This is a genomic window from Companilactobacillus bobalius, assembly GCF_009764355.1.
Map to the genome: position 1 here is coordinate 739,321 of NZ_LNUA01000032.1, position 12,741 is coordinate 752,061.

General features: G+C 34.4%; 12 protein-coding genes and 3 pseudogenes. 6 read left to right on the top strand and 9 right to left on the bottom strand.

The features are described 5' to 3' along the window. Positions 1 to 16: 16 nt before the first annotated feature. Together pnuC and ATN92_RS10685 are read right to left on the bottom strand one after the other, a co-directional pair. A complete protein-coding gene (gene pnuC / locus ATN92_RS10680) occupies positions 17 to 760 on the bottom strand; it encodes a nicotinamide riboside transporter PnuC (RefSeq protein ID WP_056952915.1) in 744 nt (247 codons plus the stop codon). A 341-nt stretch (positions 761 to 1,101) separates the two neighbouring features. Further along, positions 1,102 to 1,665 (bottom strand): annotated as a pseudogene (locus ATN92_RS10685) (peroxiredoxin). A 125-nt stretch (positions 1,666 to 1,790) separates the two neighbouring features. Between ATN92_RS10685 and ATN92_RS10690 the strand changes: the two are divergent. Together ATN92_RS10690 and ATN92_RS10695 are read left to right on the top strand one after the other, a co-directional pair. Next, a pseudogene (locus ATN92_RS10690) lies at positions 1,791 to 2,444 on the top strand (HD domain-containing protein). Positions 2,445 to 2,460: 16 nt separating this feature from the next. Next, positions 2,461 to 2,979 carry a phosphatidylglycerophosphatase A family protein gene (locus ATN92_RS10695; RefSeq protein ID WP_056952922.1) on the top strand — a complete coding sequence of 173 codons (519 nt, stop codon included), beginning with the start codon at positions 2,461 to 2,463 and terminating at the stop codon, positions 2,977 to 2,979. 133 nt (positions 2,980 to 3,112) lie between these two features. Here ATN92_RS10695 and ATN92_RS10700 read toward each other — a convergent pair whose 3' ends face one another. Further along, complete coding sequence (locus ATN92_RS10700) at positions 3,113 to 3,538, bottom strand: universal stress protein (RefSeq protein ID WP_056952924.1); 426 nt, start codon at positions 3,536 to 3,538, stop codon at positions 3,113 to 3,115. 145 nt (positions 3,539 to 3,683) lie between these two features. On the opposite strand from ATN92_RS10700, the gene ATN92_RS10705 reads away from it, so the two are divergent. Beyond that, on the top strand, positions 3,684 to 3,974 hold the full coding sequence (locus ATN92_RS10705; protein WP_056952926.1) for a hypothetical protein: 291 nt from the start codon (positions 3,684 to 3,686) through the stop codon (positions 3,972 to 3,974). A gap of 556 nt (positions 3,975 to 4,530) precedes the next feature. Here ATN92_RS10705 and ATN92_RS10710 read toward each other — a convergent pair. Then, positions 4,531 to 5,577 (bottom strand): ATP-binding cassette domain-containing protein, encoded by a 1,047-nt coding sequence (locus ATN92_RS10710; RefSeq protein ID WP_158106730.1) that lies wholly within the window; start codon positions 5,575 to 5,577, stop codon positions 4,531 to 4,533. A 57-nt stretch (positions 5,578 to 5,634) separates the two neighbouring features. Then, entirely contained in the window at positions 5,635 to 6,126 is a 492-nt protein-coding gene (locus ATN92_RS10715) for an ABC transporter transmembrane domain-containing protein (protein ID WP_158106731.1), read from the bottom strand. Between the two features lie 202 nt (positions 6,127 to 6,328). Between ATN92_RS10715 and ATN92_RS10720 the strand changes: the two genes are divergently transcribed. Together ATN92_RS10720 and ATN92_RS10725 are read left to right on the top strand one after the other, a co-directional pair. After that, positions 6,329 to 6,478 carry a hypothetical protein gene (locus ATN92_RS10720; protein ID WP_156638759.1) on the top strand — a complete coding sequence of 50 codons (150 nt, stop codon included), beginning with the start codon at positions 6,329 to 6,331 and terminating at the stop codon, positions 6,476 to 6,478. Between the two features lie 37 nt (positions 6,479 to 6,515). Beyond that, positions 6,516 to 6,851 (top strand): hypothetical protein, encoded by a 336-nt coding sequence (locus ATN92_RS10725; RefSeq protein ID WP_143444150.1) that lies wholly within the window; start codon positions 6,516 to 6,518, stop codon positions 6,849 to 6,851. Here the strand turns inward: ATN92_RS10725 and ATN92_RS10730 are convergent. Further along, positions 6,848 to 7,447 (bottom strand): TraX family protein, encoded by a 600-nt coding sequence (locus ATN92_RS10730; RefSeq protein ID WP_158106781.1) that lies wholly within the window; start codon positions 7,445 to 7,447, stop codon positions 6,848 to 6,850. The two genes, ATN92_RS10725 and ATN92_RS10730, sit on opposite strands and share 4 nt — an antisense overlap. Positions 7,448 to 7,754: 307 nt before the next feature. Here ATN92_RS10730 and ATN92_RS10735 point away from each other — a divergent pair, with 307 nt between their 5' ends. Continuing rightward, a complete protein-coding gene (locus ATN92_RS10735; protein WP_158106732.1) occupies positions 7,755 to 8,303 on the top strand; it encodes an ion transporter in 549 nt (182 codons plus the stop codon). A gap of 250 nt (positions 8,304 to 8,553) precedes the next feature. On the opposite strand, the gene ATN92_RS10740 is transcribed toward ATN92_RS10735, so the two are convergent. The 3 genes and pseudogenes from ATN92_RS10740 to ATN92_RS10750 all read right to left on the bottom strand — a co-directional run bounded on the left by ATN92_RS10740 (position 8,554) and on the right by ATN92_RS10750 (position 12,736). Continuing rightward, positions 8,554 to 9,303, bottom strand: coding sequence for a methyltransferase domain-containing protein (locus ATN92_RS10740; RefSeq protein ID WP_056952937.1), 750 nt, complete (start codon positions 9,301 to 9,303; stop codon positions 8,554 to 8,556). A 28-nt stretch (positions 9,304 to 9,331) separates the two neighbouring features. Beyond that, on the bottom strand, positions 9,332 to 10,849 hold the full coding sequence (locus ATN92_RS10745; protein WP_158106733.1) for a glycoside hydrolase family 1 protein: 1,518 nt from the start codon (positions 10,847 to 10,849) through the stop codon (positions 9,332 to 9,334). Between the two features lie 12 nt (positions 10,850 to 10,861). Beyond that, positions 10,862 to 12,736: pseudogene (locus ATN92_RS10750) on the bottom strand (PTS beta-glucoside transporter subunit IIBCA). Positions 12,737 to 12,741: the final 5 nt, after the last annotated feature.

Consider the following 12,741-nt stretch of genomic DNA (forward strand, 5'->3'; position numbering starts at 1 on the left):
TGCAACAAAAAACAGATTAATTGTTAGCTACTTCTTCACTCTTAGCTCTGTTTTCAGTAGCATCTTTATGGAACCAATGAATATGTGAGTCAAAGAAAGCAATCATATCATTCATGAAGTACATGATGTATGTCAAGAATAGAACGGGACTAGCGTCACCTTGTGTAGCAGTAACACCCCAAAGTACGATTGACATAATACCTTGAACTGTCCAGAAGTAATATTGTTCACGGAATCGTAATGTACATAGAAGTGCACCTGTGAATCCAATGGCAGCAGCTACAGAATCAATTACAGGACGTGGACTAATGAATAGATGTGTATCCATCAAATAAAGTAATCCCCATGAAGCAAAGAAGAATAGTGCTGTCCAAAGCCACTTGATAGCGGTTAGACCATGGATATGCTTTTCAGCATCTTTAGCCCATTGTGGACTAACTAGAACAGGAATATCTAGCAAAATAATGTAACTTAATTGAAGAACAACATCAGAGAAGTTCTTAGCATTAATAGCTACAAAGATATAAATAAGTGCTGAAACTAATCCTAAAACACCATTTAAAGGTTTTGCATTAGTAATGGCAACTGTACATGTGAAACCTAAAACGGCCGCAAACCATGTCCAAACAGCAATTGCATTAATAGAATGTGAAAGTGTTGATGCAGTGATGGCCCCCAAGCCAAACATTAATAGCATGTAACTCTTGAAACTCCAGTGTTTCATTTGTTCAACATACCATTTTGGATTAAATATACTCATTTATCCTTCTCCTCTTGGACCATTGCCAAAATATATGATTGTGGCATTTATATTTTGAAATGATCAATTTTTATTTATCCCTTAAACCGTATTTCTAAAAAATATCAATTTAACCGACAGCTAAAATCATACCACCAATTGGACTAAATTTGGCAAATGGTTTCTTGAGCATATTGACGACATATCGGTGTAAAGCGCTTAACTCACTTGCTAAATTAGGAATTTATCATTTGATACAAGATATAGATTTTTCTAATTTCATATCACTATATATAGTTATAACGGAGTAATAAAATAAAAAAGACATCCAAAATATTGAATGTCTTCCTAAAATAACAAATTTAAATTTTACCAACTAAATCTCCACTTGGTTTAATTGTACCTTCCCCAGGATGCCAATTTGCCGGACAAACATCATCACCATGTTCTTCAACAAATTGTGCCGCCTGTAGAGTTCGTAAAATTTCTTTAGGATTTCTACCTACACCCATAGCGTTAACAGTGTACGACTTGATAATTCCTTTTGGATCAGCGATAAAGACACCACGATAATCTTGACCACTGGTCTCATCGATCATATTGAAGAAATCTGTTAATTCGTGCTTTTGATCTGACAACATTGGATATCGAATCTTACCAATAGTCTTTGTCGTTTCAGCCCAAGACATATGCGAGTACTGACTATCAACAGAAACTGAATAGATTTCTGCTCCTGCAGCTTTAAACTCTTCATATAAATCCTGTAACTCACTTAACTCTGTGGGACAAACAAATATCAAATCCTAAGGATAGAAAAGGAAGATTGACCATTTTCCTAACAAATCGTTTTTAGTAACAGTTTTTAATTCTCCAGCCTGATATGCATTAACATTGAATTCAGGTAATTCCTTATTAATATAATTCACGATAAAATCCTCCTAGCCAAAGAACATGTTTAAACATGTATATAATAACAAATATTGACTATTATTTTAAATACAAACCCTTTTGTGTGACAATATAGTTATTCATTTGAAGAAGGATTGATTTAATGACAGACGAAGAAAAACTAAACGCCATTCGTGAGTATTCATTTAATAAGATGAAACAGGACACGACTGGGCATAATTTTGATCATATTCAAAGAGTTATCAAGACTGCTAAACGAATTCTAAAGGAAGAACCGGCTGATCATTTGATTACATTGGCTGCGGCCTACCTGCATGACGTAGCTGACGATAAACTGGTCTCTGATCCAGTTAAATTGGCTTTCAAGAATCGGTCCGAATCGAAGCCACCGCTTGCATTATGTTCATTATCATCCGTAGAAGCATTATCATTTTCTAGATTAGCAGCATAATGAACACTGGACAATCCGCCTAAGCTCTCATTAGCAGGGCAAATTGTGCAGGATTCGGACCGACTAGATGCTATCGGTGCCATTGGTATCGTGAGAGCTGTCTATTATGGAGGAAATAATTCCGAAACCATCTATGATCCGGCTATCAAACCACGTGAAAAAATGACAAAAGCCGAATATCGTAATTTAAACGATGAAACTATTATCAATCACTTTTATGAGAAACTGTTGAAATTAACTGCTATGATGAACACACCTACTGCTAAAAAAATTGCCCAGGGACGTCATCAATATATGCTCGATTTTCTAGACGAATTCAAAGCCGAGTGGGACGCAAATAAATAATAAGGAGATTCTAATTTTGGTATCATTTGAAGAACAAGACAAAGAATATTTTGATCATATCATCAGAAACTTAAGCGACCGTGGTGTCCAATTGGATGATATTGCGGAAATCGTTATTTTCTTGGAAAAGGATTATATTCCTGGTTTAAACACTGAAATAGCTATTCATGCTATTAAAAAAGTTCTACATAAACGTGAAGCACAAAACGCTATCATGACTGGAATCGAATTAGATGTACTAGCTGAAAAGGGTCTTCTATCCGGACCTATGCAACGTATCATGCGTACCGACGAATCAACTTACGGTATCGATGAAAATATGGCTATCACTTTGGCTAGTTTGTATGGCTCTGTTTCCGTTACTAATTATGGTTACGTTGATAAATTAAAACACGGAATTTTAGCTAAGTTGAACGACAAATCTACTGGAAAAATTAATGTCTTTTTGGATGATTTAGTCGGTGCTATCGCTGCTGGTGCCTGTGGCTGGTTAGCACACAATGAATCGGCTGTTCAAGAGATGTTAAATCAGTAAACGATTCTCATTTAATACAAAAATACAGCACTTATTTAGGAATATAACGCGCATGATTTTGAATCTCAATGCAACAAATATTTCCCGAATGAGTGCTGTTTTAATTACCTATAACATCATCAGTCTTAGTACCCTAATCAACCATTAAGACATTGGTTTTAGAATGTTCTGAAACATAACGTGTTACTGATCCGACAAAAGCACGCTCCAATGCATTCAAGCCAGTTTTACCCATAACGATTAAGTCAATTGTTTTATCCTTAGGAAAATGAGCTAGTTCCGAACGAGGTTCGCCATTTAAAAGTTCTACCTGACAGACTAAACCTGCTTTCTTCACAAGATCTTCAGCCTTTTGTAGATCGAACTTAGCGCCTTCTTCTAGATCATGAGTTAATCCAGGAGCGTATGAAACACCTACATTCACTGGCAAATTAGCTGTGTTAACGACCGAAACTAAAAATAATTTCGAATTAAATTGTTTAGTTAAGGCAATTGCAGCACTCAAGGCATCGTACGAATTTTTACTTCCATCAATAGCTACAAGAATTCGATTAAACATGATTTTAGCACCTCCTAGCAAGATATCTTGATATCTTTAGCTAGATTTTACCAAGTTCAGGAATAATTGACATTTTTGACCTATTTACATATTGGATATTTGTTATAATCAAAACAAATAATGGTAAATTTAGGGGATTATTGTTATGAAAACTAACCAACGACTGGAGATTATCAAACAAGAATGTAGACTGCGACAAGATTTGAAAAGTATTCAATTCACTCATTACTTTTCTAATCAGTTCATGGAAAAGTACACACAGTTCTTTTGTATTGAAGATTTCTTTAAGGAATTAGGCATAACCAACCGTATTTCTCTATATACAGTATCCCAAGAATCTTGGGAACAACAAGTTCAAATGACAACAACCTTCTCCTCATGGCAAGAAATGCTAAATAAGGCTGGCGAAGAGTATTCATCGCAAAAATTTTACTGATTATAAGTATAATATCTATTATTTTATTTATTTTTTATATAAACGTACTTTTATCTATAAGTTGTAATATAATAAGTTTGTTGGAAGAAACCCAAAATATGCAATAATATTATATTCTCAATAGTACAATCCTTCTATAGAATAATTCTTCTAACTTAACGGCACTGCTCCTCGGCGGTGCCTTTTTTTGAGCTCTAAAATAGCTTGTCTTTCTTTTTTTGGATACACTATAAAAAAAGATTAGGAGTAATAATTGAAAAAACATCTAAAAAAGATAATTAGGTTAAACATCTTTTTCACTTCAGCAATGATTATCTGTGATTTTTTTATCGTTAACCAGCATACGAATGATAGTAGCTTTGCTGTGCATCAAGTGTCCGCATCCAATCAGATGAAAATTAAACATAAGCATAATAATGTTCATTCGGATGAAGAACAAGAATTTAGTAATACATAATCTTGTAAAATAATTTTTTCTAGTAAGGCAAAAACAGCCTCTATTAAGAGATTCAAGTAAAGGATGACATATCTTGAATACTTAATAGAGGCTGTTCTTTTAATTTTGTAGTACCAAACCAGTGCTACTTAATTCATAAACTTTATCATAGAGCTTTTTAACTTCAGCCGGAATATGATGATCTACCTCAATTACGGTTAAAGATTTATTATTCAGAATTGACTCATGAATTGAAGTTGCTGTTTCAGGATCTAGTGATGCCGTTCCTTCATCAATCAACAATAATTGACGATTAAAGTACAGTGCGCGAGCAATTTCGATTCTCTTTAGTTGCCCTCCCGAAAAATTATGTCCATTTTCATTAATCTTCATTTGTAACGACTTTTCATTGGCAAATTCTTCCAATCCCGATTGCTTTAAAGCAGCAATAACCTTTTGATCATCCGCAGTACTATCTCCCAAAGTAATATTATCCTTGAGACTATCTTCAAATATAATTGGCGTCTGCCCTACAATTCCGAAATTATTGTAAGAATCGATTTGCGAGTAAGAATGATTATTGAATAAAAATTTTCCAGTGGTTGGTTGCAGTTCTTGAAGAATCATTCGAATTAAAGTTGACTTACCAATACCTGATTTACCACCTATCAAAATTTTTTCATCATGGGTTACTGAAAATGATACATCATGAAAAATTTGTTTTTGATCATAATTAAAGCTGACGTCGTTTACTGACAATTCATTCATTGCGATTGTTTTATCAGTTGGTGTAATAACTTTAGCCAACTTCAACTGTTCAATTTTTGTACGGATATTCTTTGTACTACTGATAGTATTCCAACTAGTGATAATCTGGTTAAATCCATTTAGAATCCACGATGATGAATATTGAATTGCCACGAATTGAGCTAAGGTTATTTTCCCAGTAATAGTAAAGTAAATTCCCAAGCCAATAGGCAAATATGAAAAGGTGGAGAAAAGCATCCCAATAACATTATTAGATAAAGCAATCTGATTTTTCAAACTGGCATTAGAAGATTCCATTTCAGAAATAGAACGATTCATTCGTTTTGAAAAACCACTAGTTGCATTATAACGGCGTAATAGTAAAGCTCCATGTAGCAAACGGGATGTTGAAAGTATCATAAAAAAAATATTAAAAACCCAAGTATCAGTTCTTATTTGAAAATTTTTATTAAAGGATTATTTACAATTAACAAGGGAGAACACAAAAATGGTTAAGATAATGGTGATATAAACATTACTGTAGAGTGCATATACCAGGGTTCCTATGGTCATCGCAATTGAACCCAGTAAGGCAAAAATCTGTCGCCAATAATTATCTTCTAACAGCTTTAAATCATTTAAAAAGAAAGATAAGTTCCCCGATTCAAAATCTTCCTGTTCCTCTGTGACATTAGCCATCTTACTTGTCAGGAAATTTTTCTTCAGTTTACGATTTATCAAATAAATATTTTTATTCACAACTACGCTCTTGGTATATCCCAAGATTGCAAAAACAGCATAACCAAAAATAATCAAGGCCACTGATGGTATGATCAGACTCACCGATTTTTTGCTAATCAAGTAGAAAATATAAGAATAAGTGATTGTATTGAATGGTATTTCTAACCCCGCTAACAAACTAAATATAATGGCTAAACAAAAATATGAACGATTAACATACTTTTTCATTAGATTTTTCCCCTTCAAATAAAAATATTTCTAATAATTGTATCACTAACGAAACTAACATTAAATTATGATTCAATTTATAAATTGCATCCTTTTAAGTTAAAAATAATTAAAATCAATTTAATATTCAAGTATTATTATCTTTGAATAGCATGATGTATACGAATCGGTTATAATTTAGCAAAATATTTCGGGAGATTATATGAAAAAACGATTATTACTCATTTTAATAGCTCTATCAATCTCAACGTTCACAAATCTAGCTACACCAGTAATGGCAGCTTCAAATGGTACTGACCACTATGACGAACTTCGCGCAGAAAAATTTTTCAATAAAATCAAAAAAATTTAATGAAAAACTCAATAAATGTCTAACTGATAAAACCAAATTGGCGATTCACAAATTCAAAGCTGATTCCAAATCCACTATTAAAAAATCTGGAAATCTAAAAATCTATTGGTCAACTTTCATTAAACGTATTAATTACTTAAAAAATGATCAAATCGAAGTCTATGTTACTGATGAATTCAAAACTCTTTCACATAAAAAAAGAGCCCAAATCATTGAATCAGTTCAACAATTGGCACTCTCATATTTGGATGATTTTAAAGCCGTAACTCCTTCTAAGTATTCAGAAGGTCTCGCAGTTACTGTTTTCTGTGGTGGAAATCAGTTCGGACGATCACTCTTTTTAGATAATAAGGATTTTAAATGGAACGATTAACGACACAACAGACTAGCTAATAAGTGTATAAACCACAGATGCAATGGATAGAACAAATAAAATACATATTTTAGTTGTTTATCGTACTTACCTAATTTTCCACTGTAAAAACTTAATAGTGGCACAATCAGAATAAAGAAGGTATCGCTAGCATTCATGGCAACACTGTCAAACAACATCAATGGATAAGACGTTCCTATCGACAGTGCCATTTTTATTACAATAACTGCCATAACCAACATCAAAGCTAAATAACTTAAATTTCTTTGTTTAATATTCTGATGTGTTATTTGCGTTATCAGCATAAATGGGAAAATAATAAAGCTACCTTCCAAAATAGGAATAATCCCTATCACAACCAAAATAACAGAAACGACTCTCAATAGTCGCTTCCTTTTTTGTTCCTGATGGTTATCCCAAAGACAAACAATAATTGCACCGACTAAGAGTGTTAGAAAAATGTTGTCTCCCGTAATGGACATTGCATAATCTTTTCGTAAAACAAATAGATTCATAAGGTAGTTTCCTAAGACCATCAGAATACCCCAAATACCTAAGCGAAACAGATAATCTCTGCGGCAATGCCTTTTTGCAATTGAATTTCTTGTCTACGTATCTTTTGCATCCGCCACTACTCTAGTGATAATATGAAAAATATCTGCTAAGTAGGGTGAAATAAAATAACTAATATGGTCTAAAACCATTAACCCCATTAGTAAAAACTTGAATGTATCTCGATTCAGCGCCTTGTGTGTAATACTGGGTGTGAATTGTCGCATATATAATCTCCTTGAATTGATAATTTTCATTATCCAAAAATTTATTTTCCCTGTAAATACACCTAACACAACCGTTAGTGCTATATTACAAATTAGTAAGACTAAACGGAGATGAACCGAGATCATGAAAAAGTTTCATAAATTTTTACATTCAAATGGATATTATTTTGTCATTGTTCTAGCAGGACTATTTTCACTTGTTATTTTAGTATTGAGCTATATCCCTCATTTTAATATCTCACGCTCACCCTATATTGAAATCGACATCGCAACACTTTTGATCTTCTGTTTCGATTACTTTGGACGTCTCTATTTAGCTAAAGACAAAGGAGATTTCTTTCGACATAATATTCTCGACCTCTTAGCAATTCTGCCTTTCAATACTATATTCAACGCCTTTCGAGTCTTCCGTGTAGTCAATGTACTTCGTTTTGCTAAAGTGTTTACATTGATTCGCTTTATCGGAACGGCCGGTAAGATGCAAAAGAACGCAAAAAAATTCTTACGGATCAATGGTTTTATTTACCTGATTATCATCTGTGGAATCGTCTTAGTCACAGCAGCTATTTCCTATTCTTTAGCTGAAATTGTATTAAAGAGTGGATATTTTCGAAGGGCCATTGTAACTGCTTCTACAGTCGAAACATTAGCCATCAATGTCAAAACATTATAAGGTGCTTTAGCATTCTTCCCCTTCATATCAACGATTAAGATAAGGACGATAACAACAGCTAGTACAATCACTAATTACTTTACTCAGGAGACTTCCGAAAAAAGTGATGATAAACTGGATCAAATTTTAGTTAAATTAGACAAGATAGAAAAGGAAAATCATGAATTACATCATGAAATTGATGAACTAAAGAAACAAAAAAAATAGAGGAATGAATTTTCTTATCAAAAATTCATTCCTCTTCTTTATATTATTGTTTCTTCGCAACAATCAGAAACCGATCTTCATAAGTGTCAATCTGTCCAGTTTGCTCAATGATATTTTGTAATTCATAGAGTTTCGACAAGTTATCCTTTACATCAAAATTAGGAAACTCCCATGGAACAACTGTCGCATAGTAAACGACGGCCCCAACATCAAAAAACGACATTTTAGAAAAACTAACATCTGATTTCAATACTTTTAAACCTGCCTTTTGACAGGCGATCGCATTATTAACCAAGGTATTGTCAGGATAAGCCGGCTGATAATCATCCCTAAAGAAACGAGATAAAGAAAAATTATTGGTGGCTCCAATTTGTTCAGTTATAAACATCCCTGACTTTTTCAAAATACGACTGATCTCTGGTACTGGCATGGCACCATGACAATTAGTCACAATATCAAACCTTTCATCTGGGACCAAATTAAGATTCTCAGCAGGATCTTCATAAAGTGTCACACCACTGGGAACAACCTTTTGCTTGAGAAATTCAATATTCGAATCCCAACCTTCAGTTACATATGTCCTTTGAGCATCATGTTGAAAACTGGTCATCAGTTCACCGCCACCAGTATCCATGTCTAACCAAATGTCGGTCGGTTGCAAGTATTTCTGGACAATTTTGGAATAATCCCAAGGCAGTGATTCATTTTGCCATCGACCATCCAAATGCTCAAAGTTCCAACCTTGCATTGCCCGATTACCTTCTTCAAGCCAAGTCTCTTCTACTGTTTTCATGATCAACACCACCTTTTTATCAGTTTATTTAACTAACAGCTGACTCATTCACATGCGTTAACGGTTCATCAAAAAATGACATTGGAATCTTATTTCCAAAGGACAATAATTTCTTATACCAATAATAGCTATCTTTTCTATAACGCTTGTAAGTTCCATTACCTTCATCGTCTAGATCCACGTAAATTAAACCGTAACGCTTAGAAATCTGATTGGATGATGCTGAGATCATATCGGTAGTGCCCCAAACACAGTAACCAATTAGGTCAATTCCATCTTCAACCAAAGAAATCAACATTTGTTGAATATGGTCCCGCAAGTAGCAAATACGATAGTCGTCGTGAATTTTTTTGTCATTTGGCAAAACATCATCATCTTTGCTTCCATTTTCAACGATAAATAATGGTTTCTGATACCTGTCATAAAGCTTGATCAACGAGAGCCTCAAACCAATTGGATCAATTTGCCAACCCCATTCACTTTCGGGTAGGTACTTATTATAGACCCCATTAATTCGATTAGCCTTAGTTACTTGTAAACCGGTTGTGTCATAGGCTGTGCAGACCGATGAGTAGTAACTGAATGCAATAAAATCAGCTGTATTCTCTTTAATAAGATCTGTATCGTCCGCTTCTTCTTCAATTTTAATATCTTCTTCCTTTAATTTCTTCAGAAGATACTTAGGATATTTACCTCTAATTTGAATATCACTGAAAGCATAAACGTTTCTCATGATTTCAGTGGCTCTTAAAACATTTCTTGGATCACTATTATATGGATAAACCATTGTACTAGTGATCATGCAACCAATCTTTAAATCAGGATACGTCTCGTGGCAATACTTAATGATTCTGGCTGAAGCCACAAATTGATTGTGCATCGCTTGATAAATAACATTTTTGAAATTCTTATTAGGAAACCGATCTTCAATTAATCCCGCTGATGAAAATGGATGACGAATGATGCTGTCAATTTCATTAATAGGAATCCAATATTTCACATAATCATGTAAATAATCAATGACCGTCTTGGCAAATTTATCAAAGAAATCAATCACCCGACGATCGTACCAGGCATCGTAATTCAAAACTAAATTCAAAGGAATTTCGTAATGAGACAACGTCATAATTGGTTCAATATTGTACTTATTCATTTCTTTAACTAGATCCAGATAATAATCTAGCCCAGCTTGGTTAGGTTCTTGGTCATCGCCATTGGGAAAAATTCTCGCCCAACTGATTGAAAATCTGAACGCTGAAATACCCATAGCGGCCAATTGCTTAATATCTTCATGATAATTATGATAAAAATCTACTCCGTGACGTTTAGCCCAATTCTTCGTTGAAAGATCAGACATAGCCTCTTTAACTTGCTTACTACTAATTGAATTAGCAGCTTTATAATTAGTGACATCTAATTGAGGACGATATCTTAAACAATCAGCAATTGACATTCCTTTACCGTCTTCATTCCAGCCACCTTCCACTTGGTTGGCAGATGTAGCAACTCCCCATAGAAAATTAGGATCAATCTGATAACTTTTCATAAGAGCCTCCTACTACGCTAACATCAATAAATTATTATTTATAGTGACTTCATTCTCTGCTTTTGGAATCGGCGATACCTCTAAGAAATCATTACTGTTGAGTACAATAACCATAACTGTGGGATCATAACCTGATTTCTTAATACCTTCAACATCGAATTTTAATAATTCTTGACCAGCAGAAAATCGTTCACCTTTTTGGACTAATGTTTGGAAATACTTTCCTTTTAATTCTACTGTGTCAATTCCCACATGAATCAACAAATCAGCATTATTATCTAGGTGAATCCCGATGGCATGTCCAGTTGCAAACGAAGCTGCTACTTTACCATCAGTTGGTGCAATCACTTTTCCAGAACTAGGGATAACTGCAATTCCTTTGCCCATAATGCCACTGGAAAAAGTTTTATCATTAACTTCACTCAAGGCAATTACTTTACCTTCAACCGGACTCTTGAGTGTTTGTTTCGCATTAGTTTTTTTATTAGCGTTATTTTTTTCAAATTTAAGATCCGGGTCATCTACCGGATCCTCAAACCCAATCAGCCAAGTAGCCACAAAAGTTACTAAACTGGAAACCACAATTGTCATAATGGCAGGCAATATGAAATTTTCAGTCTTTAAATAATTCATAGGTAAACTTAACAGACCGGGTGTGACATAAACAAATGCCTTCATTTTCATAAATCCGGCAAATATTCCGGCAACGGCGCCACCAATCATGGCTCCATACATTGGTTTCTTTAATTTTAAATTAACACCAAACATTGCCGGCTCAGTGATACCACCCAAATAAGCGGTAGCGCTGGATGACAAGGCCAAACTTCTTAACTTTTTATTCTTAGTCTTCAATCCCACTGCCAAATTTGCAGCCGCTTGAGACATGTTCGAACACAGAGCTGCTACTCGAATAATCGGATCATAACCTTGGGAAACTAACAATTGAATACTAATCGGACTTAGGGCTTTGTGAACTCCCATCGAAACTAGCCAAGGATAGAGTCCAGCTAACAACGGAATAGCAATCATACCCACATTGTTGTACAAAAACATACTGCCATTAGCTATGCCTTTAGAAATCAAATTAGCTACTGGTCCAATAATTAAGAATGTTAATGGTGCTGTAAATAGAATTACTAACATTGGCTCCGCAAACACCTTAACGACATCAGGCGTGAATTTCTTAACTACTTTTTCAATATAGGACATCGCCCATACTGACAAAATAGCAGGAATAAAAGTTGAGGAATATGATACAAGATCAACTGGTAAACCTAAGAACTGTACTGGTTTACCAGCAGCTGCCATCGCCACCCAATCGGGATTAACTGTTACCAATCCGATAAAGGCTCCTAAAATTTGATTAGAATTAAAAGCCTTAGCGGCGGAGAATCCAATAAAGGCTGGCATGAAATAATACCCAGTGTCAAATATCAGATTCAGCATAATATAGGTTTGGCCTTTGGATGATAATACACCCATCATATATCCTTGGCTTTACCAACTGCTTCTTGAACTTTACCCCGCCAATAAAGGAATAGCTGGCGAAAGTATTCCTGTAACCGTTTCGATTACCCTATCCACTAGGTTTTGTTTCTTCAACGTTTTCTGAGAATCACACGAACTATTAGACACATTGTCAAAATCTAACATATCAATTAATTTGTTATAAACGTCTTCAACTCGGCCTCCAATAACAATCTGATACTGTCCAGCACGTTTTACCAGTTGTAATATTCCTGGAATATTTTCGATCTTTTTATCATCTGCCTTTGATTCGTCGTACAAAACAAATCTCAATCGTGTGGCACAATGAATAACAGATTTAATATTCTTCTTGCCACCAACACCCTGAATAATTTGCTTATCCATCTGTTCATATTCCATGATCT